This window comes from Euryhalocaulis sp. (assembly GCF_013911995.1).
GTDB lineage: Bacteria > Pseudomonadota > Alphaproteobacteria > Caulobacterales > Maricaulaceae > Euryhalocaulis > Euryhalocaulis caribicus.
Genome location: NZ_JACESD010000027.1, coordinates 1 through 22,129 on the forward strand (window position 1 = coordinate 1; position 22,129 = coordinate 22,129).

A 22,129-nucleotide genomic window follows, 5' to 3' on the forward strand; every position below is an offset into this window, starting at 1 on the left:
GGCAAGGTCTCCTCCCGCGACACCTCCGGCGCCGTTCCCCGCCCCATGCGACCCGAGCTCATGGTCCCTCGCGGCGGCGAACAGGAGGGAGAATACGCTGAAGCGGGACCCGGTCTGATTGTTTTCGATTCATCCCCGTATTTCGTCATCCCGCACGGAGCGCAGCGGAGATGCGGGATCTCGGCGAAACTTGCGCGCTTTTTCGCCGGGATCCCGGATCAAGTCCGGGATGACAATGGGGGTGATAGAGAGGGCGCTTTGCCTTCTGTGACGGCCCTTCGAGGCGCCGCGCCTTTGGCGCGGCTCCTCAGGGATGGGGTGATAAGAGGGGGTAGAGAAACGACGGCTTCACACCCCAAGCCTTAGCCTGAGGAGCCCGCAAGGGCGTCTCGAATGCGGGGTCGAGAAGGCGCGAATTTCCTCCGCAAATCCGGCGCAATTTCCCCACGTCTGACCAAAAGCGCAGATATCGCGCTGACAGGGGGCGGCAAGACGCCTATATCCCCGCGCCATGAGCGACGAGACCGAAAAACGCCACAAGCGCATTCTCTACCGGGCGATCCATCGCGGGTTCAAGGAGGCCGATATCCTGATCGGCGGCTTTGCCAGGGACCGCATGGATACGCTGAACGAAGCGGAGCTGGATGCGTTCGAGTCGCTGCTCGACCAGAACGACCACGACATCTATGGCTGGGTTCTGGGCAATCGTCCCGTTCCGGCCGAACACGATACGGCGCTGATGAGAAAGCTGAACGCTTATGCGCTTGAGGCCCGGCCCGTCCGCACATGAATGAAGCGAATCTCCGCAAGGCTGCGGCGGCGTCCGGCCGCCTGACGATTGGCGGCGCGCCGGAAGGCGTGGACGCGCAGGTTTTCTGTGAGCTGGCGCGGCGGCGCGGCGGGCTTTCGGTTTTTGTTGCGCGTGACGATTCCCGCGCGGCGGCGTTCGATTCTGCCTGCGCTTTCTTTGCGCCTGATATTCCGGTGTTGCGCCTGCCTGCCTGGGACTGCCTGCCCTATGACCGGGTGTCGCCATCACCCCATATCGCGGCCGAGCGCGCCGCAACCCTGTCCCGGCTGGCGCGCCGCAAGGACGGCGACGGGGCGCTGATCGTTGTGTCGACCGTGAATGCGATGGCCCAGCGCGTGCCGCCGCGCGAAGTGATGCGCGAGGCCAGCTTCGCGGCGAAACCGGGCGGCATGATCGACCTGACCGAGTTGACGGGGTTCCTGGAGTCCAACGGCTATGCCCGCGCCGGCACGGTGGTCGAGGCCGGCGATTTTGCCGTGCGCGGCGGCGTGATCGACCTGTTCCCGCCCGGGGCGGACGATCCGGTGCGGATCGACCTGTTCGGCGATCAGGTGGAATCCCTGCGCGCCTTCGACGCCCAGACCCAGCGGACAATCCGCCAGTTGAAGAAATTCGAGCTGTTCCCCGCCAGCGAAGTGCTGCTGAGCGAGGATACGGTCTCCCGGTTCCGGCGGTCCTATCTGGAGACGTTCGGACGCGGGTCCGGCGATCCGGTCTATGAAGCGGTCAGCGCATCGGCGCGCCACCAAGGCATGGAGCACTGGCTGCCGCTGTTCTATGAGACGCTGGAAACGCCGTTCACCTATGCGGGCGACGCAGCGCTGATCGGGCTGGATTTTCAGGCCGAGGATGCGCGCGAGGACCGCGATGCCCTGATCCAGGACTATTTCGAAGCGCGGCAGGAAGGGCCGCCGGCCAATGCGCCGGAGGGTCTGCGCGCGCCCACCTACCGAGCGCTGGAGCCCGAGACGCTTTACTTAAGCGAACGGGACTGGAAATCCGCGCTGGATCAAAGGGATGTGCGCGCTTTCTCACCCTTTGCCGACCCTAACGAAACAGGCTCGATCAGCGCCGGCGGGAAACAGGGGCGGACCTTCGCGGCCGAGCGCGCCCAGGACGGCGTGAATGTGTTCGACGCCGTGCGTGAACATATCGACGGGCTGAAGAAATCCGGCCGGCGCATCGTGATCGCCAGCTGGACCGAAGGCGCGTCGGAACGACTGGCGGATGTTCTGGCCCAGCATGGGGTTAAGGGGATTGATCTGGCCCCGGACGCCACGGCCCTGACCGGAGGAAAGGGGACGGTCTGGCGGGCCATCCTGCCGCTGGAGCACGGTTTCGAGACCGGGGAGCTGGCGGTTCTGGCCGAACAGGACATTCTGGGCGACCGGCTGTCCCGCCGTCAGAAAAAGCGCCGCGCCAAGGATTTCATCGCCGAGGCGTCATCGCTGTCGCCCGGCGATCTGGTCGTCCATGTCGATCACGGCATTGCGCGCTATGTCGGGCTGAAAACGCTGGACGTGCAGGACGCGCCGCATGACTGTCTGGAGCTGGAATATTCCGGTCAGGACAAGCTGTTCCTGCCTGTCGAGAATATCGAGCTGTTGTCGCGCTATGGCTCCGACGCCGGGGACGCGGCGCTGGACAAGCTGGGCGGGGCGAGCTGGCAGGCGCGGAAAGCCAAGGCCAAGCAGCGCCTCCGCGACATGGCGGACGAGCTGATCAAGATCGCCGCCAAGCGCGCCCTGCGGAAGGCGGACGCCATCAATCCGTCCGAGGGCAGCTATGACGAATTCACGGCGCGCTTCCCCTATGCGGAGACGGACGACCAGCTATCCGCCATCGAGGACGTGTTCGAGGACCTGGGCGCGGGCCGCCCGATGGACCGGCTGATCTGCGGCGACGTGGGGTTTGGCAAGACGGAAGTGGCGTTGCGCGCGGCCTTCGTGGTGGCGATGACCGGGCGGCAGGTGGCGGTGATTGCGCCGACGACCCTGCTGGCGCGGCAGCATTACCAGAATTTCGCCGAACGCTTCCGCGGTTGGCCGGTGATGGTGCGTCAGTTGTCCCGGCTGGTGACCTCCAGAGAAGCGGCGGAAACGCGGCAGGAGATCAAGAGCGGGGCGTGCGATATCGTGATCGGCACGCATGCGCTTCTGTCCAAGCATGTTTCGTTCAATGATCTGGGCCTGCTGGTGGTGGACGAGGAGCAACGCTTCGGCGTGCGCCACAAGGAGCGGCTGAAAGAGCTGCGCGGCGACACCCATGTCCTGACCCTGTCCGCGACGCCCATTCCGCGGACGCTGCAGCAATCGCTGACCGGCATCCGGGAGCTGAGCATCATCGCCACACCGCCGGTCGACCGTCTGGCCGTGCGGACCTTTGTCGCCCCGTTCGATCCGGTGGCGATCCGCGAGGCGTTGTTGCGCGAGAAATATCGGGGCGGGCAGAGCTTCTTCGTGGTGCCGCGGATTCAGGACCTGGAGGAAATTCAGGCCTTCTTCCGCGACAGCGTGCCGGAAGTGAACGTGGTGACGGCGCACGGCCAGATGAGCGCGAGCGAGCTGGAAGAGAAAATGACGGCCTTTTATGAGGGCCGGTACGACGTGCTTCTGTCCACCACGATCGTCGAAAGCGGGCTGGATATCCCCGCCGCCAATACGCTGATCATCCACCGCGCTGACCGGTTCGGTCTGGCGCAGCTTTATCAGCTTCGCGGCCGGGTGGGCCGGGCCAAGCAACGCGCCTACGCCTATATGACGACGCCGGCCAATCAGGGACTGACAGCGGGGGCGGAAAAGCGGCTGAAAGTGCTGCAATCGCTGGATTCTCTGGGCGCGGGTTTCACCCTGGCCAGCCACGATCTGGATCTGCGTGGCGGCGGCAATCTGCTGGGCGAGGAACAGTCGGGGCATATCCGCGATGTCGGGGTGGAGCTGTACCAGCAGATGCTGGAAGAGGCGGTCGCCAGCCTGAAAGACGAGGACGCGCCGCGCGATTCCGAGTGGTCGCCGCAAATCAATCTGGGCGCGGCTGTGCTGATCCCCGAGGATTACGTGCCGGACCTGGATGTGCGCCTGCAGCTCTATCGCCGCCTGTCCCGGATTGAGGACGATGACGACCGCGAAGCGTTCGCCGCCGAGATGATCGACCGGTTCGGACCGCTGCCGGACGAGGTGCAGTCGCTGATGCGGGTGATGACGCTGAAGAGCCGCTGCAAGCGTCTGGGCGTGGAGAAGATCGACGCCGGGCCGAAAGGCGGCGTGCTGACGTTCCGCGAGGGCGAGGCGCCGGACCCGCAGATCATGATCGCGGCGGTCGAGCGGCATCCGACATGGAAGATTCGCCCGGACATGAAGCTGGTGGTGCGCGGCGACTGGGAGACCGAGGAAGAACGCCTGAAGGGCGCGGACTTCGTTACGCGAGCCCTGTCGGAACAGATTCACCGGGCCGCGGCGTAACGGACGCAATGCCGAGACCGCCAATCGCGCGGTTGAGGAGCTGGATGCCCGTTTCGCCGGGCTGACGCTCGGCCACTGCGCAGCGCATGCGCAGGCGCACCGTGTCGCCCCGCGAATCCTCGGCAAAGGCGCTGCAGTCAGACACCATGGAGATGCGCTTGGCGGCCTCTTCCGCTTCGCCTTCGACCGCGCCGGGCATGGCGATCAGGAAGACGCCGCTGTCCAGCCGCGCGGCGAAATCTTCGGGGCGGACCAGATAGCGAAGCATGGAGCCAAATTCGTTCCGCGCGCGGGCCAGTTGGTCCGGCGCGGGGCGGGCGTGTTCCAGGGCGGAACTGTTGGCGCGGACGGCGATGAAGGAGAGGGGACGGTCTTCCCGTCCCGCGGCCTCGCCCATCGCCTTGAGGTGGGCGGCGCACATATCGCGGTTGAACAGGCCCGTGCCGGCGTCCAGCACGCGGCCTTCCCGGATACATTCAAACGCGTTGCGCACGGCGAGTCCCTCCGCGCGCTCCCGCGCCAGCGTCACGATGCGGTCCGCCGATTCGGCCTCGGGCGCCTGCACGGAGAGGAGGTCGCTGGCCCCGCGCGCAAAGATTTCATCGGCGGCGTCGAAGCGGGACGGGTCGTGAAGGATCAGGGCAGGCACATGAAACAGGCGGGAATTCCGCCGCAGGGCGCTGCAGATGGTGAAGGCCGGCTCGTTATTCTTGAGGGCGTTGAGCACGATGGCGTGGAAATTCCGGTCGTGCAGGTAATCGAACGCGGTGAAGGAGGTGAAGGCGGCGACGACATTGACGCGCGCAGCCCCCAGCGCATTGCGCAGGCCCATGAAGGCCGGGTCCGCCTCGCCCACGAACAGGACATTCAGCGCGCCCTGTCCTGATGCGTCGATATCGGGGGTCTGTATGCCGAGCGTGGAAAGCGTTTGCTGACGCAGGGCGGCTTCCTGCTTCATCACGCCATGGCGCAGGGCGTTCTGGACGCGGGAGACGGCCTGCGCCGGGTGAACCGGATGGCGCAGAACCGCGTCGAACGCGGTTTCCGGGGCGGGCGGCGCGTCAGCGGGCCACACGACTATGACGGGAATCGCGGCGCGGCGGCGGACCGCGGCGGACAGGCGCGTGGCGTCGTCGGCCGTGATGTCCTGACCATCGATGATGAGCGCGGCCGGGTGCAGATCCTCGCACGCCGCAACAGCGGCGGCCGCGGAGCCGGCGGTCACGGTAGGCAGGCCGGTTTCCTCCAGACGGCTGGCGATCGGCAGCAGCCGCTTTTGATCGGCGCCGGCCAGAAGAATGCGCGCAAGCTTCGACATGCCGTTCAGAAATCCCCCGTAATGGCTGCATTAAACGCCCGATTTCCCTTTTAGAAAAGGGCTTGCAGCCATTCATGCGGCATTCAGCGGGGCTCCGTTAGGGTCATCATCGAAGTTGAGGCGGGTGTCATCTGTCCCTCGCTACCCGCCAAGACTTCGTCGCTTGACGGCGAAAACGGCGCCGGCCCTAAGTTAACCCTTGGGCCGGCGTCTCGCATTTTACGCAAAGCTCGGGCAATGTCGGCTGCGAAATGGCCGATCTGATTCAAGATGATCCCGTACTGAGCTGGATTGCGACGCTGTGGCGGGTGGCCCGCCGCACGTGGCGGCGATTCAATGGCCGCGACGTGATGCTGTTCGCCGGCGGTGTTTCCTTCTTCGGATTGCTGGCCGTGTTTCCCGGAATCGCCGTGGCGGTGTCGCTATACGGCCTGTTTGCCTCGCCCGACGAGGCGGCGACGGCCGTGGAGCGGCTGGCCATCGTTCTGCCGCCGCAGGCCGAACAGCTATTCCTTGACCAGCTTCATTCCCTGGCGGAAGCCCCGAGGCGGGTTCTTTCCGTACAGGGCGCGGTGGCGTTCGGCATTGCCGGATACGGCGCCATGCGCGGGGTGAAGGCCCTACTGGCCGGGCTGAACCGGGTCTGCACGGCGGAAGACGTGCGGGGCATATTGTCCTTCAACCTGCTGGCCGCGGGCCTGACCGTCGCGGCGATCTTCGCCGCTTTCATGGCCAGCGTGCTGATCGTGATCCTGCCGGTGATTCTGGGGGCGCTGCCGGTCGATCTGGAGCTGGTGCGCGGCATTCTGGGCGATGTGAAGCTGTGGGCGACCGGGGGCATGGGACTGTCGCTGGCCATGCTGTACCGGTTTGCGATGGGGGAAGGGCGGGTGCGCTGGCGCGCCTCGGTCATCGGGGCGGGCACGGCGACGCTTATCTGGGCGCTGGCGGCGCGGGGTTTCACCTATTACGTCGCGGACCTGGCCGATTTCCGGGCGACGTACGGCTCCATCGGCGCGGTCGTGGTTTTCCTGATGTGGATTTATGTCGCGGCCTACGCGGTTTTCTTTGGCGCGGCGCTGGCGACCGAGGCCGAAATCGAGATCAATGAACGGGAAGCGCGGCTGCAGGCGCAGGCAGAGCGGGCTGCGGCAGACTAGAAACAATGCGCGTGACGGCTGGAATTGCGCCGCGCGGATGCGTTACAAGCACCGCAACGAGACGGATTGAGACTTCAACTCCAAGAGGCGATTGATGAAAAAGGTTTATCCCGACGCCGCCGCGGCGCTGGATGGCGTGCTGTTCGACGGCATGACCATCATGGCCGGCGGTTTCGGCCTGTGCGGCATTCCCGAAAACCTGATCACGGCCCTGCGCGATTCCGGCGTGAAGGACCTGACCTTCATTTCCAATAATGCAGGCGTGGACGATTTCGGGCTGGGCCTGCTGCTGCAAACGCGCCAGATCAAGAAGATGATCTCCTCCTATGTCGGGGAGAACAAGACCTTCGAGAAACAGTATCTGAGCGGCGAGCTGGAGCTGGAATTCAATCCGCAGGGCACGCTGGCTGAACGCTGCCGCGCCGGCGGCGCGGGCATTCCGGGCTTCTATACCAAGACCGGCGTCGGAACGATGATCGCCGAGGGCAAGGAGCACAAGGATTTCAACGGGGAAACCTATATCCTCGAGACCGGGCTGGTGGCCGATCTTTCGGTCGTGAAGGCCTGGAAGGCGGATACTGAAGGCAATCTGGTCTATCGGAAGACCGCGCGGAACTTCAATCCGATGATGGCGACGGCCGGCAAGGTGACGGTCGCCGAGGTCGAGGAGATCGTCGAGCCGGGCGAGCTGGATCCCGACCTGATCCACACGCCGGGCATTTTCGTGCAGCGCGTCATCAAGGGCGAGCACGAGAAACGCATCGAACAACGCACCACGCGTCAGAAGGAGTCTTGATCATGGCCTGGACACGCGAAGACATGGCCAAGCGGGCCGCGCAGGAGCTGGAAGACGGCTTCTATGTGAATCTCGGCATCGGCATTCCGACGCTGGTCGCGAACTATATTCCGGACGGCATGGAAGTGACCCTGCAGTCCGAGAACGGCATGCTGGGCATGGGGCCGTTCCCCTATGAGGACGAGGTCGACGCCGACCTGATCAATGCCGGCAAACAGACCATCACCGAGCTGGATAAGACGAGCTATTTCTCGTCCTCCGACTCCTTCGGGATGATCCGTGGCGGGCACATCAATCTGTCCATCCTGGGCGCGATGGAAGTGGCCGGTAACGGCGATATCGCCAACTGGATGATTCCGGGCAAGATGGTGAAAGGCATGGGCGGCGCCATGGATCTGGTCGCCGGGGTGCAGAAGGTCGTGGTGATCATGGATCACACGTCCAAGTCCGGCGATCCGAAGCTGTTGAAAGAATGCACGCTGCCGCTGACCGGCACGGGCGTTGTCGACCGCATCATCACCACGCTGGGCGTGTTCGACGTCACCGACAAGGGCCTGGTCCTGATCGAACTGGCGCCGGACGTGACGCCGGAAGAGGTCGAGGCGAACACCGAGGCCGAATACAGCGTCGCCGACCAGCTGAAACGGCACGCTGCGTAAGATTATTGCGGCTGCACATCCATCTGCGTGAAATACGCGCGCATTCGTTCCAGAATATGTTAGATTCAAGGAATGGATGAGCTCGACAAGAAGATTCTTGCTGAATTGCAGGACGACGCCTCCCGCTCGGTCGCAGATATCGCCCAGCGGGTAGGCATGTCCGCCACCCCTTGCTGGCGGCGGATCAAGAAGCTGGAAAAAGAAGGCGTGATCGAGAAGCGCGTGGCGCTGCTCAACCGCGCCAAGGTCGGGGCCGGGGTGACCGTATTCGTCACCATTCGCGCCGCGCGCCACACCGATGACTGGCTGAACAATTTCGCCAAGGCCGTGGACGCGATTCCCGAAGTGATCGAGTTTCACCGCCTTTCCGGCGATCTGGATTACCTGCTGAAGGTCGTGGTGCCGGATATCACCGGCTATGACCGCGTCTATAAACAGCTGATCAGCGCCGTGGACCTGTCCGATGTCAGCGCCAGCTTTGTCATGGAAGAAATCAAATCCACCACGGCGGTGCCGCTGGATTACGCCGACTCTGAATAATCGGCGCTAGCAGTCCGGCACGTTGACGGCGAGGCCGCCTTCGGACGTTTCCTTGTATTTTTCCATCATGTCGCGGCCCGTGTCCCACATCGTCTTGATGACCTGATCGAGCGAGACACGGTGCGTTCCGTCGCCGTGAAGCGCCAGGCGCGCGGCGTCAATGGCCTTGATGGAGCCCATGGCGTTGCGCTCGATACACGGAATCTGGACGAGCCCTTTCACCGGATCGCAGGTGAGGCCGAGATTGTGCTCCATGGCGATTTCCGCGGCGTTTTCGATCTGTTCGTTCGATCCGCCCAGAACAGCCGCGAGGCCAGCGGCGGCCATGGAACACGCCGTGCCCACTTCGCCCTGACACCCGGCTTCGGCGCCGGAGATCGAGGCGTTTTTCTTGTAAAGCGCGCCGATGGCGGACGCGGTCAGCAGAAAGGTCTCTATCGAGGCCTTGTCGCCCGGATCGCGGTAGTAGCGCACAAAGAACTTGATGACGGCCGGGATGATGCCCGCCGCCCCGTTTGTCGGCGCGGTGACGACGCGCCCGCCGGCGGCGTTTTCCTCGTTCACCGCCATCGCCCAGACATTGACCCAGTCCATCGCGGCGAGCGGGTCGGTGTTGGAAGGCGGGGCGTTTTCCAGCTTGCGGTGGATTTCCGGCGCGCGGCGCTTGACCTTCAGGCCGCCCGGCAGGATTCCGTCATCGCGCACGCCCCGGTCGATACACTCCGACATCGCGTTCCAGATCGCGGCGAGCCCGCTTTCCAGCTCTTCCTCTGAATGGATCGCGCGTTCATTGGCGCGGGCGATGGCCGCGATGGTCAGGTTTTCGCGCTGTCCGATCTCAAGAAGGTCTTCACCGGTTTCGAACGGGTAGGGGACGGGCAATTCGTTCGGCGCATCCGCCTGGCCGGCTTCCACCTCTTCATCGGTGACGATGAACCCGCCGCCGACGGAATAGTAGATTTCGGCGTCGATCTCGGCGTTATGCTCGTTGAAGGCGGCAAACCGCATGGCGTTGGAGTGATAATCCATGCGCTGTCCGCGGCGGGATAGAATGTCGTCGTCTTCGTTGAAATCGACCTGCCGTTCGCCGGCCAGATTGAGGCGGCGATTATTGCGGATCGTTTCCAGCCGCGCGGGCAGGGTTTCCGGATCGAAGGCGTCGGCCTTCTCCCCCTCCAGCCCGACCAGCAGGGCGGGCGTGGTGCCGTGGCCGGTCCCGGTATAGGCGAGAGAGCCGAACAGCTCGACCTGCACCCGGTGGGTCTTTTCCAGAATCCCGTGCGATATCAGGCGCTGACCGTAAGCCTGCGCGGCGGCCATCGGCCCGACCGTATGGGACGAGGAGGGGCCAATTCCGATCTTGAAAAGGTCAAAGACGCTGACGTGCATAGGCGCAGCTTAGATAGCAAACGGGCGCGCCCTGCAAGACGCGCCCGCTCACGGTTTCACCAATCAGCTTAAAGGCTTACCAGCCGCATTGCTGACCTTCATTCTGTTCGTCGAGCCAGCCCTCGAGCGGCTGGAAATATTCCACCATGGCGGAGGCGTCCATCTGACGCGTGCCGGTGAAAAGCTCCAGCGTGTCAGGCCAGGGCTGCGAAGCGCCTTCTTCCAGCATGGCGTTGAAGGCCTGCCCGACCTCTTCCGATCCGTAGACCGAGCAGCGGTGCAGCGGACCGTCCCAGCCGGCTTTCTCACACGCGGCCTTGTGGAACTGGAACTGCAGGATACGAGCGAGGAAATAGCGCAGATAAGGCGTGTTCGCCGGGATGTGGTATTTCGCGCCCGGGTCGAAGGCTTCGGCCGGCCGGTCGCCCGGCGGAACGATGCCCTGATACTGCTCCCGCAAATCCCACCAGGCGTCATTATACTGTTCCGGAGTGATTTCTCCGGCGAAGACATCCCAGCGCCACTGATCGATCAGATAGCCGAACGGCAGGAAGGCGATCTTGTCCATGGCCTGATTGAGCAAAAGGCCGATATCGGCTTCCGCGGGGGGAATTTCCGACTCTTCGATCAGGCCGATATCGACGAGATATTGCGGCGTGATCGACAGGGCCACCATGTCGCCAATGGCTTCGTGGAAGCCGTCATGCGCGCCGGTGCGGTAGATCGGGTCCTGCGCCTTGTAGGCGCGCTGATAGAAATTGTGGCCCAGCTCATGGTGCACGGTCTGGAAGTCCGTGGCGTTGATCTTGATGCACATCTTGATGCGGATGTCGTCCTGATCGTCCAGGTCCCAGGCGGAAGCGTGACAGACGACTTCGCGGTCCTCCGGCTTGGTGAACAGCGACCGTTCCCAGAAGGTCTCCGGCAGGGGCTCAAAGCCCAGGGATGTGAAGAAAGCCTCGCCAGTCTCGACCATCTTGATGGCGTCGTAATCATTGGCTTTCAGGCGTTCGGTCAGGTCATAGCTGATGTCCGCTTCGCCTTCCGGGGCGACGATGTCGTAGATCGGACCCCATTCCTGCGCCCACATATTGCCCAGCAGGTCGGCGCGGATCGGGCCGGTGAGGGACTGTACGTCGTCGCCATATTCGGCGTTCAGCTCGGACCGCACATAGCAGTGGAGCTTTTTATAGAACGGGGCGACCTGGCCGTAGAGACGTTCCACCTCGGCGCGCATCTCTTCGGGCTCCATGTCGTAATTGGAGAGCCACATCTCGCCGACATTGTCGAAGCCCAGCTCGACCGCGCCCTCATTGGCGATTTCGACCATGCGGGCATACTGGTCCTTCATCGGGTAGGCGATCTCGCGCCACTTGGTCCAGATTTCCTGCAGTCTGGCCGGGTCGCGGACCTCGCCCATCATGGCTTCAAGGTCGTTGCCCGGCACCATTTCGCCGTCCAGCTCGATCTTGCCCTCGCCGTAGCGGGCCTCCATGCCGGTCGTGATCTGGGCCAGCTCCTCGGCGGCGCCGTCGGTGGACGGGGCGGGGAGGGTGAGGCCGGTGCGCAATGCGTCCATCTTGCGGCGCGTGTCGGCGGGCAGGTCCATGCCTTCGAATTGCTTGGTGCCGTTGGCCAGCTCGACGCCCATCTTGGTCAGCTCTGCGCCGACTTTGGCGGCCAGCCAGTTGGAATCGTAATTGATGAAATTGCTCTGGATCCAGAAAATCCGGCTGGCGTACTCGCTCTGCTCTTCCATCTGCGCTTCGGCGTCGGCGATGAAGGCTTGCGCGTCCTCGGCGGTCGGCGTTACCGCGGCGCTATCGGCGTCCTGCGCGTAGGCGGCGGTTCCAAGGGCCGCCAGGGAAGCGGCTGTCAGCAATAGGCGTTTCATGTGGGGTCTCCTCCAACAGGGTGTTCAGTCTCCGCGCTTCAGGCGCGTGTTTATTGAGCGCGATTGAGGCGAGCCGGGCGGCCGCCGTCAAGCGCCCAGTTACGGCGCTTCGCCGGACCGCGGCCGGTTGCGCCAGAGATGGGGCAGGACAACCGCGCCCAGCGCGGCATTGACCGCGCCCGCCCCGATAAAGGCGGAAGCGGCGGGAATGCCGCTGGCGAGCACGACCATCGCGATGAGCGAGGCGAACGCCGCGCCGATGGCGTTCAGCGCGTTCAGGGCGCCGAACACGCGGCCGCGCCGGTCGTCCGGGGCTTCAAGCTGCAGCCGGGTCTGGAGCGGCACGACGAACAGGCCGCCCGTCACCGCCAGCCCGATCAGGGCCGCGACGACGCTGAGGCCGCCGGGCGTGGTGAATATCTGTCCGTAAAGCGGCGGGCCGACGGCGAGCAGCGCGGTGACGACGGGCAGGGCAATCACCCCGGCGGCGCCGAAGAAGGTGGCGCGCAAAATCGGCTCCCCGCGATTGACGACATTGGCCAGCAGCGCCCCCGCGGCGATGCCGATGGCGAAAAGAACCGCCAGCCAGGTGGCGCTGATTTCGTCTCCGCCCAGCGCATCGCGCACGAAGAAAGGCATGAGAATCAGCATCAGCGTGCCGAACGACCAGAACCACATGATTCCGATGGAAAGCCGGCGCAGGCGAGGTTCGCGCAGGATTTCGGAGATCAGGCGCCAGACCCCGCGCGGCAGGATCAGGTCCGGCTTGCGCGCCGGGTCCGCCGGTTTCTGGCGGTCGATCAGACGCGCCGAAAGCCAGCCCGTCAGGGCGGCGGCGATGCCGGCGCCGGCGGCCAGAACGCCGCCACTGTCGAGCGCCGCCAGCGATCCGCCCGCCGTGACGCCGGAAAGGATGGCGACATAGGTGGAGCCGCCCAGCATGGCGGTCCCGGCGGTGATGTCGGTGCGGTCGAGACGCTCTGTTATCAGGCCGAATTTCAGGGGCGCAAAGAAGGAGGATTGCGCGCCCATCAGGAACAGGGTCGCCAGCAGGATCGGTATGGAGCCGAGAAGGAAACCGGCCAGCGCGCCGGTCATCAGCGCGATTTCCAGCAGCTTCAGCCGTGTGAAGAGGGTGGCCTTGTCCAGCCGGTCGCAAAGATCGCCGGAAAAGGCGGACAGGAAGAAGAAGGGCAGGATGTAAAGACCGCTGGCCGCGGCCGCCGCGGCGTCCGTTGAGGCGCTGGCGTTGGCGCGGAAAGCCAGGGTGATGATCAGCGCCTGTTTGAACAGATTGTCATTGAACGCGCCGAGGAATTGCGCGGCGAACAGCGGCGCGAAACGGCGCCGCGTCAGCAACCGCCAAGGTTGTATATAGGTATTCCCCATGTGCTGGCGCGCATGTTGGCCGGGGGGCGTTCAAAGCACAAGGGAGGGCTGTCAGGGCGAGGCGCGGAACCGGGCCGCGCGGTCCGGCGTTAGCGCTGCATGGCTGCGCGCGCATACTGGAAAGGACATCTTCGGCTTTCGCTTGTCTCGATCAAGGTCGAGCTGTTTTCGGCCGTCGCCCATGCGGACGAGATACGCCTGAACCAGATCCACAAACCCTCCGGCAAGCGCATCCGGTACGAAAAGGTCGTGCCCGGCATCGGGCCTGTCGATACCGACGAGATCGTCAAGGGCTACAAGATCGGCAAGGACGAATATGTCGTTCTGGAGCCAGAAGAGCTGGACGAGATCAAGCTGGAGAGCCGCGAGACGATCGACCTGGTCCAGTTCGTCGATCATTGCGAGATTGATCCCCGCTATTTCGAGAAGCCCTATTACGTGATCCCCGCGGATGAAGAGGTCGCGGCGGAGGGCTTTGCGGTGATCCGGGAAGCGCTGCGCGATACCCAGAAAGTGGGGCTGGGGCAGATGGCCTCGCGCGGCCGCGACTATGTCGTGGCGATCAAGCCGTGCGGCGAAGGCCTGTTGCTGGAGACGCTGCGCTATGCCGACGAGGTGCGCGAGAGCGACAAGATTTTCGAGGCCGTGCCCGACATCAAGGTCGATAAGGAAATGAAGGAGCTGGCGGAGGAACTGATCAGCCGCAAGGCCAAACCCTTCAAGGCCGAGAATTTCCAGTCCGGATATACCGAGGCGTTGCGCGATCTGATCGAGGAAAAGCGTAAATCCGGCGCTGTCTCGACGTCCGATGGCAAGAAGGCGTCCAAGGACGACGGCAAGGTGGTGGACCTGAAGGAGGCGCTGAAGAAAAGCGTTTCCAAGGGAAAGTCCTCAAAAAGCGCCAGCGGGAAATCATCCAAAAGGAAGACCGGGTAGGGCGCGAAACCCGCGCGTTGCAGCTGTCCGCCGGAACCCGCAGGGCCTGACCGGATTTTATATCGGCCCGCCGGTTACTGCCTGAGGTCTGACAAGACAGATGCCCGCCATTTCCGCCGAGGATCGCGCCCGGCGCTTCGGCCTGCGATACACGATGCCTGACGATCTGCCGTTCAACCGCCGCCGGCGCGGGCGCGGCTATCAATATCTGGATGACGGCGGCGCGCCGGTCGAGAGCGACGCGGTCAAGTCGCGTCTGAAAGAGCTGCGCGTGCCCCCGGCCTGGACCGAGGTAAAGCTGGCGCGCGATCCGCTGAGCCATATCCAGGCGGTAGGGCGGGACGCGAAGGGACGGCTGCAATATGTCTATCACGATTTGTGGAGCCAGAGCGCGGACCTAGAGAAAGCCATGCGGCTGAAAATGCTGGGCGGCGCGCTGGGCGGATTGCGGGAGAGCGTCGAGGCGCAACTTCGGCGGCGAACCGTGGACCGCGACTTTGCCATGGCCTGCGCCATCGCGCTTCTGGACCGTGCGGCCCTGCGCGTCGGCTATGAGGAATATTGCCGGGACACCGGAGGGCGGGGCGCGATGACGCTCCAGCGCCGGCACGTGCGCATTTCAGACGGCGCCGTCAGGCTTTCCTTCTATGGCAAGAGCAGCAAGCGCATCCAGCGCACGCTGGACGATCCGCCGCTGGCGGCCGCCCTTAGCCGTCTGCGGGAAGCGCGGGGACCGAACCTGTTCTGCTGGGCGAAAGACGGCGAGTCCTGCCTGAACGCCGAAGACGTGAACGACTATCTGCACCGCGAGGCCGGAGACGCTGTCAGCGCCAAGGACTTCCGCACCTTCCGCGCCAGCGCCCTGGTCCTAGACGCCATGCGGGAGGAAGCGCCGCCGACCGACAAGGCGCTGCGCGGCGCCATCAAGACGGCGGCGGAATTTCTGGCCAATACGCCGGCGGTCTGCCGGTCGAGCTATGTGCATCCGCTGGTGCAGACCGCCTGTCAGGACGGGCTGCCGACCCGCAAGGACCTGTTCACCGGTCCGACGCGTGAGGGGCTGACAAGGCCGGAAACCGCCCTGATGCGCTTGCTGGACGATTGCTGAGCGCAGCCGCGAATATTGTTAGCGAACGACAATCTCCACCCTGCGGTTGAGGGCGCGGCCTTCAGCCGTGGCGTTTGTCGTGACCGGGCTGAGAAACGCGACGCCGGCCGATTTCACACGGGCTTCACTGACGTCATGCGATTCGATCAGACGGTCCGCCACTGCCGCGGCGCGTGCGCGGGACAGTTCAATATTATAGTCCAGCTCGCCTTCGTTGTCGGTGTGGCCGACGATCACGATATTCAGGCCGGGGTCGGCCTCCAGCACTTCAGCGATCAGGGAGATCGTCTCGTCGCTATCGCCGGTCAGGGTCGCGCTGTCCGTATCGAAATGGATGTCGTAGAAGGCCATCTTGCCCTGTGCGGCCAGCTCTTCCTGGACCACGGCGGCGTCAACGACCTTGTTCTCGAATTCCGCATTCTCAACGATATTGATATTGATGAAGTTCGGAGCGGCGATGATCTGGGCATGCGTCTCGCCGGTCTCTGTCTGCTTGCGCGCAGTCAGCACCTGATAGCTTGCGCCCAGCAACGGCCCCCAAGCCGTGGCGCGCAGCCGGCCAAGGCCGCCGCAAGCCGCGTCGGCACAAATCACGAGGATGTCCCAGTCCTTGCCCTCGAGTCTTTGCTCGAAGCTGCGCGTGATCTGGAGAAGAGACGCGCCTTCGGGCGTGTCGTAGACGATGCGGGTGACTTCGCCTTCCACATCGGCATAGGTCTCTTCATCGGCGTCGACCAGCATGCGCTGGGCGTCATATTCCACCCGTTCGAACTGGGTGATCTTCGATCCGGAATACCGTCCGATGTCGGGATGGTCGCTGGCGCCATCCACAGCCTGCGCCGATGCCGGCAAAGCCGCCATCATCGCAACAATCACGCCCAGAATAATCCGCATGTCACGCACTCCGAAACTTCTCGACCGAGCACGAAGTATAACATGCGTTCCCGTGGGGCAGTAGCTTTTCCGGGAAACATCTGAAGGCTGATGGCGGAGGAGGAGGGATTCGAACCCCCGGGACGCGCAAACGCCCAACGGTTTTCAAGACCGCCGCTTTCGACCACTCAGCCACTCCTCCGGCGGGAGAGGGAATAGAGGCTTCGCGGCGGAGGCGCAATTTGCCGGACTGAAAATCATCTGCGGCGGCCTGTTGCGGTTAAGAGAGACTTTACGCTGTGCCTTTAATGCCGGTGTGATAGATTTACTGGCGAATGAGGAAGGGCTCCGCCTTGAAGCTTCTGCACGGTCTCGCCGCTGTGGCGCTGTTGGTTGCTGCGTGTTCTTCCGGTCCCGAAAAGACCGTCGCGCGCGTCGACACCACCCCGTCTGACGCCTACACGGCGGGCGGAAAGCTGTCCTCCAAGCCGCAAGTCATCAATTCCCAGAAAGTCGGCCGTCCCTACAAGATCGAGGGGCGCTGGTACGTTCCTGCGCGACAGGACAATTACAACCAGATCGGCACGGCGTCCTGGTACGGCCCGAACTTTCACGGCCGCCCGACCGCCAATGGCGAGATTTTTGACCAGAATTCACTGAGCGCGGCGCATCCGACGCTGCCGCTGCCCAGCTATGTGAAGGTTACCAATCTGGATAACGGGCGTCAGGCCGTGGTGCGCGTGAACGATCGCGGACCCTTTGCGCGCGACCGGATACTGGACCTTTCCAAGCGATCCGCCGAGGAGCTGGGCTTTATCAATCAGGGGACAGCCCGCGTCCGGGTCGAGTATCTGGGGCCGAAATCCCATGAGCTGGGCAAGCCGTGGCTCTATACCGCGGCGCTGGAAAACCGTTCCGGCGTGGTCGGAACGCAAGCGGACGCCACGCAACGCAGCGTCAATCTGAACCCGTCCTCCTTCTTCGTGCAGGCCGCCGCGTTCGCCGAAACCCGGCGGGCTGAAAAGGCGCGGCGGTCACTGGCCCAGGTCGGACCGGCCAATATAGAATCTGTGAACATTGCCGGACGGAAGCTTCACCGTGTCCTGGTTGGGCCGTTCATAGGCTCCGACGAGGCGGAAGAGGCGCGCTGGGCCGTGGCGCGGGCGGGATTTTCCGACGCCCGCATTGTAAGGCGCAATTGAACTTTTCCTCCATCGCGGCTTTCCTTGCGCAATCCCGGCATGATTGATTCACGCCGGGCGCCATGACCGCCGCGATTTCAAGGAGAGCGTCTTGCGAGTTCTACTGACAGCCTTGCTGGCCAGCCTGACCGCCGTATCCCATGCCGCCGCGCAGGAGTTCGAGACGCCGGCCGATTACGCCGCCATTCTGGATTCCGAAACGGGGACGGTTCTTTTCTGCAAGAACTGCAACGAGCCCATGGCCCCGGCCTCCATGAGCAAGATCATGACGATCGAGCTTGTGTTCGAGCGTCTGGCCTCCGGCGATTTGGCGCCTGACGAACAATTCACGATCACAGAGAATGCATGGCGCAAGGGCGGGGCGGCCTCCGGGTCCTCCACCATGTTTCTCGCTCCCAATTCCCAGGCCTCGGTGATCGACCTGGTGCACGGCGTCATCATCCAGTCGGGCAATGATGCGAGCATTGCGCTGGCCGAAGGACTGGAAGGGTCGGAAGAGGCGTTTGCCGATGTAATGACCAAGCGCGCGCACGAGCTGGGGCTGGACAGCGCCACGTTCCGCAACGCGACCGGCTGGCCGGACCCCGAGCACGAGATCAGCGCGCTGGACCTGGCCAAGCTGGCCAATCACCAGATCACGACCTATCCGGACCTCTACAAGATCTATGCGGACCGGGAGTTCACCTATAACGACGTGCGCCAGTTCAATCGCAATCCGCTCTTGAGCTCCTTCGACGGAGCCGATGGCCTGAAAACGGGCCATACGCAGGCGTCCGGCTATGGGCTGGTCGGGTCGGCCGTGCGCGACGGCGAGCGCAGGGTAATCGTCTTCAACGGACTGGATTCGGAATCGGCCAGGGCGCAGGAAGCCGAACGGATGATGCGTGCGGCCTTTGTCGACTTCAGAATTTTCGGCCTGTACGAGGCCGGCGAGGAAGTGGGCCAGGGCGAAGTTTTCATGGGGCAGGCCGACAGCGTGACCCTGAAAACCGCAGAACCGGTGGCGATGGGGATGCACCGCCGCGCGCGCGACCAGATGAAAGCCTATATCGCCTATGACGGCGCGATCCGCGCGCCGGTTGCGGAAGGCGACGAGGTGGCGCGTCTGGTTATCGAAGCGCCGGACGCCGCGCCCAGATCCTATCCTCTGGTCGCGGTTCACGCCGTCGAGCGGAAGGGCCTGTTCGGGCGCGCCATGACCGGTCTGGTGTCTCTCATCCGTGGCGATGAATAAGGCGCGCGGACGATTCATCACATTTGAGGGCGGCGAGGGCGCCGGGAAGACAACGCAGATCCAGCTTCTGGCCGAGTGGCTGGAAGGCAAGGGCCTGGAAGTTGTCCGCACGCGCGAACCGGGCGGAACGCGCGGGGCGGAGATAATCCGCGAACTTCTGCTGACCGGGGACGCCGATCGCTGGCCGCCCATGGCCGAGGCGCTTTTGATGACCGCCGCGCGCACCGATCATGTGAGCCGCGTCATCGAGCCGGCCTTGCAGGCCGGGAAATGGGTGGTTTGCGACCGGTTTTCCGATTCCACGCGCGCCTATCAGGGCGGCGCCGGGAATCTGGGGCGGGATGCGATGACGGATTTGCAGAAAATCGCGCTGGGCGATTTTCAGCCGGATCTGACCTTTATCCTGGATCTGGAGGTAGCCGCAGGCGCAGCGCGCGTCGATGCTCGCGCAGACGGCAAGACGCGCTTCGACGCGCGGGACGCGAGCTTCCATCAGGCCGTCCGCGAGGCTTTTCTGGCGATCGCCAGAGAGGAGCCGGATCGCTGCGCGCTAATTGATGCGGGGCAACCTCTGGACGCAGTACAGCAGGCCATCCGGCGAACGGCGGATAGCCGCTTGACGATCGGCTAGGGCGGGGCGAGCTTCAAAGCATCATGGATGACACGCTGGAACCCGACCGCGCGCCCGGATGCCGCCATCCGCGGGAGACCTATAGGCTGAGCGGCCATGAGAAGGCGGAGCAGGAAATCCTGACCGCGCTGCAATCGGGCCGCATGCATCACGCCTGGCTGATTTCGGGGCCGCGCGGCGTGGGCAAGGCCACGCTGGCCTATCGCTTTGCGCGCCGCGTCCTTGGCGGCGCGCCGGACAATTCTTATGGCGTTCTGGGCGTTTCGCCGGACGATCCCGTCAGTCATCGCATTGAGGCGCAGTCCCATAGCGGATTGCTGCCGCTTCGACGGCCGCTGGATTCCTCGGGCAAGAAAGCCAAGACGGTAATCACGGTGGAAGAAGCCCGACGGGCGCCGCGATTTTTCTCGCAATCGAGCGGGGAAGGGGGCTGGCGCGTGGTGATTGTCGACAGCGCCGATGAGCTGCAGAACCCCGCCGCGTCCAATGCGCTTCTGAAAACGCTGGAGGAGCCGCCGAACCGGGGGCTGCTGTTGCTCGTCTCCCACGCGCCGGGGCGGTTATTGCCCACGATCCGGTCGCGGTGCCGCAGGCTGGAGCTGCGGGCGCTGCCCGATGACGGGGCTATCGAGGCGGCGCGCGGCCAGGTCGATATACCGGACAAGGATGCGGACCTGATCGCACGCATGGCCGCTGGCGCGCCCGGCCGCGCGGTTTCGCTGGCCGCGATGGACGCGACGCGTCTGCATGCCCAGCTCTCAGATATCTTCGCCGGACTGCCGCGACTGGACGCGCAAAAGGCGCATGCACTTTCCGATACGCTGGCGGCAAAGAGCAAAGAGGAACAGCTGAAACTGTTTCACCGGCTGACGCGCAGCTTTGCCGAGGAACGGGCGCGCGCGGCGTCGGGCGTCAGCGGGGAAATCCTGTTTGAATCCGCATCCGCTGCGGGTCAGACGGCGGGGTGGCTGAATGCCTGGGAAAAGCTGGCGAAACAGCGGCGCGAGCAGGAATCACTATATCTGGACCCGAAACAGAGCGTGATGAACGCGCTCTACACACTCAGAGACGCGGCGGCCGCCTGAAATCATGTTGATCGACAGCCATGCAAACCTTCACGGCGACGCTTATGACGAAGACCGCGAGGCGGTGTTCGAGCGTGCGCGGGAAGCAGGCATTGAGGGCATTCTCGCCATTTGCTGCCGGCTGGACGAATTTGATGACGTTCTGGCGCTGGCTGAACCGCGCGAAAATGTCTGGGCCAGCGTCGGCGTGCACCCGCACCACGCCAAGGAATGGCCGGACATTACGGCGGAGGAACTGATCCGCCGAGCGGACCACCCCAAAGTGGTCGCAATCGGCGAAACCGGCCTGGACCAATACTATAATCACAGCCCGGAAGCTGTTCAGATCAAAAGCTTTCTGACGCATGTCGAGGCGGCCCGGGAAACCGGCCTGCCGCTGGTGATTCATTGCCGGGACGCGGACGAAAGAATGGCGGAAATTCTCGAGGCCGAAATGGGGAAGGGGGCCTTCAAGGCGCTGCTGCACTCCTATACAGGCGGGCCGGACTTGGCGCGGCGGGCCTCGGCGCTGGGCGCGTTTTTCTCGGTCAACGGAATCGCGACATTCAATTCGGCCAAGGATGTGCGCGACGTCATTCGCGACGTCATGCCGGGCGAGCGTATCCTGATCGAAACCGATTGCCCTTATCTCACGCCGGTTCCGCACCGCGGAAAGCGCAACGAGCCTTCCTTCCTGCCGTTTGTCGCCGAAAAGCTGGCGGACATACGCGGCTGGACAAGGGAGGAAGCCGTGGAGAAATCCGGCGCGGCGTTTTTCAAGCTGTTCGACAAAGCAAAAGCCGCATGACGATGAAGCTGACCATTCTGGGATGCGGGTCGTCGGGCGGCGTGCCGCGGATCGATGGAGACTGGGGCGTTTGCGACCCGGACGAGCCGCGCAACCGGCGCTCCCGCTGTTCATTTCTGGTCGAGCGGATGGGCAATGATGGCGTGACCTCGGTTCTGGTCGACACGGCGCCGGACCTGCGGACGCAAATGCTGGCGGCCAATGTGCGCCATCTGGATGCGGTGCTGTACAGCCATGACCACGCCGACCAGACCCATGGCATCGATGATCTGCGGGTCTTCGCGTATCGCATGAGGCGCCGCGTGCCGGTCTATATGGACGCAGCGACATCGGGAACCTTGATGCAGCGTTTCGGCTATTGTTTCGAGACGCCGCCCGGAAGCTCTTATCCGCCGATTCTGGAAGCGCGCGACATGCCGGCGCCGAACGAGACGATGCAGTTGAATGGCGCAGGCGGCGAAATCAGCGCCACGCCGTTGCGTCAGGATCACGGGAATATGGACTCGCTGGGGTTCCGGTTTGGCGATGTCGCGTATTCCAACGATCTGGTGGACATGCCGGAAGAAAGCCTGGAGGCGCTGAAAGGCGTGCGCGTCTGGGTCGTCGACGCGCTGCGCCGCGATCCGCACCCGACGCACGCGCATCTGCAGCGGACGCTGGACTGGATAAAGCGGTTAAAGCCGGAACTCGCCATCCTCACCAATATGCATATCGACCTGGATTACAGGACGCTTTGCAAGGAGTTGCCGGAGAGCGTCATTCCGGCCCATGACGGCCTCAGTATTGAGGTTGGACAGGATATCAGCGTGTGTGATGACTGATATTATTTCTCATAATATATCTTATGCGACATTCT

At 63.8% G+C, this 22,129-nt stretch carries 19 protein-coding genes and 1 tRNA gene; 14 read left to right on the top strand and 6 right to left on the bottom strand.

Annotated elements, in window-relative coordinates:
* The first annotated feature begins 511 nt into the window (after positions 1-511).
* Together H2040_RS08570 and mfd are read left to right on the top strand one after the other, a co-directional pair.
* The gene (locus H2040_RS08570; protein WP_287156803.1) at positions 512-790 is read left to right on the top strand and encodes a succinate dehydrogenase assembly factor 2; all 279 of its coding nucleotides are present in this window, start codon (positions 512-514) and stop codon (positions 788-790) included.
* Positions 787-4,272: a transcription-repair coupling factor gene (gene mfd, locus H2040_RS08575; protein WP_287156805.1), complete on the top strand. Its 3,486-nt coding sequence runs from the start codon at positions 787-789 to the stop codon at positions 4,270-4,272. The genes H2040_RS08570 and mfd overlap by 4 nt, the downstream gene beginning before the upstream one ends.
* Here mfd and H2040_RS08580 read toward each other — a convergent pair.
* Positions 4,229-5,590 carry a PleD family two-component system response regulator gene (locus H2040_RS08580; RefSeq protein WP_287156806.1) on the bottom strand — a complete coding sequence of 454 codons (1,362 nt, stop codon included), beginning with the start codon at positions 5,588-5,590 and terminating at the stop codon, positions 4,229-4,231. The genes mfd and H2040_RS08580 overlap by 44 nt on opposite strands.
* Before the next feature lie 251 nt (positions 5,591-5,841).
* Between H2040_RS08580 and H2040_RS08585 the strand changes: the two genes are divergently transcribed.
* From H2040_RS08585 to H2040_RS08600, 4 genes are all read left to right on the top strand, one after another.
* Entirely contained in the window at positions 5,842-6,750 is a 909-nt protein-coding gene (locus tag H2040_RS08585; protein ID WP_022697992.1) for a YihY/virulence factor BrkB family protein, read from the top strand.
* Between the two features lie 94 nt (positions 6,751-6,844).
* The gene (locus H2040_RS08590) at positions 6,845-7,546 is read left to right on the top strand and encodes a CoA transferase subunit A (RefSeq protein ID WP_287156808.1); all 702 of its coding nucleotides are present in this window, start codon (positions 6,845-6,847) and stop codon (positions 7,544-7,546) included.
* Between the two features lie 2 nt (positions 7,547-7,548).
* Positions 7,549-8,205 (top strand): CoA transferase subunit B, encoded by a 657-nt coding sequence (locus H2040_RS08595; protein WP_287156809.1) that lies wholly within the window; start codon positions 7,549-7,551, stop codon positions 8,203-8,205.
* 72 nt (positions 8,206-8,277) lie between these two features.
* Positions 8,278-8,745: an Lrp/AsnC family transcriptional regulator gene (locus H2040_RS08600; protein WP_287156810.1), complete on the top strand. Its 468-nt coding sequence runs from the start codon at positions 8,278-8,280 to the stop codon at positions 8,743-8,745.
* A gap of 6 nt (positions 8,746-8,751) precedes the next feature.
* Here H2040_RS08600 and H2040_RS08605 read toward each other — a convergent pair whose 3' ends face one another.
* From H2040_RS08605 to H2040_RS08615, 3 genes are all read right to left on the bottom strand, one after another.
* Positions 8,752-10,134 carry an L-serine ammonia-lyase gene (locus H2040_RS08605; protein WP_287156811.1) on the bottom strand — a complete coding sequence of 461 codons (1,383 nt, stop codon included), beginning with the start codon at positions 10,132-10,134 and terminating at the stop codon, positions 8,752-8,754.
* Between the two features lie 76 nt (positions 10,135-10,210).
* Positions 10,211-12,028, bottom strand: a complete 1,818-nt coding sequence (locus H2040_RS08610) for a M2 family metallopeptidase (protein ID WP_287156812.1) — start codon at positions 12,026-12,028, stop codon at positions 10,211-10,213.
* A 99-nt stretch (positions 12,029-12,127) separates the two neighbouring features.
* On the bottom strand, positions 12,128-13,417 hold the full coding sequence (locus H2040_RS08615; protein WP_287156813.1) for an MFS transporter: 1,290 nt from the start codon (positions 13,415-13,417) through the stop codon (positions 12,128-12,130).
* A 99-nt stretch (positions 13,418-13,516) separates the two neighbouring features.
* On the opposite strand from H2040_RS08615, the gene ku reads away from it, so the two are divergent.
* Together ku and H2040_RS08625 are read left to right on the top strand one after the other, a co-directional pair.
* Entirely contained in the window at positions 13,517-14,353 is an 837-nt protein-coding gene (gene ku, locus H2040_RS08620) for a non-homologous end joining protein Ku (RefSeq protein WP_287156814.1), read from the top strand.
* A 100-nt stretch (positions 14,354-14,453) separates the two neighbouring features.
* On the top strand, positions 14,454-15,461 hold the full coding sequence (locus H2040_RS08625) for a DNA topoisomerase IB (RefSeq protein WP_287156815.1): 1,008 nt from the start codon (positions 14,454-14,456) through the stop codon (positions 15,459-15,461).
* Positions 15,462-15,479: 18 nt separating this feature from the next.
* Here the strand turns inward: H2040_RS08625 and H2040_RS08630 are convergent, their stop codons facing one another.
* Both H2040_RS08630 and H2040_RS08635 read right to left on the bottom strand, forming a co-directional pair.
* Positions 15,480-16,355, bottom strand: a complete 876-nt coding sequence (locus H2040_RS08630; RefSeq protein WP_287156849.1) for an OmpA family protein — start codon at positions 16,353-16,355, stop codon at positions 15,480-15,482.
* A 91-nt stretch (positions 16,356-16,446) separates the two neighbouring features.
* Positions 16,447-16,536: transfer RNA gene (locus H2040_RS08635), tRNA-Ser, on the bottom strand.
* A gap of 151 nt (positions 16,537-16,687) precedes the next feature.
* Here H2040_RS08635 and H2040_RS08640 point away from each other — a divergent pair.
* The 6 genes from H2040_RS08640 (at position 16,688) to H2040_RS08665 (ending at position 22,094) form a co-directional block, all read left to right on the top strand.
* Positions 16,688-17,536 carry a septal ring lytic transglycosylase RlpA family protein gene (locus H2040_RS08640; protein WP_022697822.1) on the top strand — a complete coding sequence of 283 codons (849 nt, stop codon included), beginning with the start codon at positions 16,688-16,690 and terminating at the stop codon, positions 17,534-17,536.
* A gap of 91 nt (positions 17,537-17,627) precedes the next feature.
* Positions 17,628-18,770, top strand: coding sequence for a D-alanyl-D-alanine carboxypeptidase family protein (locus tag H2040_RS08645; RefSeq protein WP_287156816.1), 1,143 nt, complete (start codon positions 17,628-17,630; stop codon positions 18,768-18,770).
* Complete coding sequence (tmk, locus tag H2040_RS08650) at positions 18,763-19,401, top strand: dTMP kinase (RefSeq protein ID WP_287156850.1); 639 nt, start codon at positions 18,763-18,765, stop codon at positions 19,399-19,401. Before H2040_RS08645 ends, tmk begins: the two co-directional genes overlap by 8 nt.
* Positions 19,402-19,424: 23 nt before the next feature.
* The gene (locus H2040_RS08655) at positions 19,425-20,486 is read left to right on the top strand and encodes a DNA polymerase III subunit delta' (RefSeq protein ID WP_022697819.1); all 1,062 of its coding nucleotides are present in this window, start codon (positions 19,425-19,427) and stop codon (positions 20,484-20,486) included.
* Positions 20,487-20,490: 4 nt separating this feature from the next.
* Positions 20,491-21,273 (top strand): TatD family hydrolase, encoded by a 783-nt coding sequence (locus tag H2040_RS08660; RefSeq protein WP_287156817.1) that lies wholly within the window; start codon positions 20,491-20,493, stop codon positions 21,271-21,273.
* Positions 21,270-22,094 (top strand): MBL fold metallo-hydrolase, encoded by an 825-nt coding sequence (locus H2040_RS08665; protein ID WP_287156818.1) that lies wholly within the window; start codon positions 21,270-21,272, stop codon positions 22,092-22,094. The genes H2040_RS08660 and H2040_RS08665 overlap by 4 nt, the downstream gene beginning before the upstream one ends.
* Positions 22,095-22,129 lie beyond the last annotated feature (35 nt).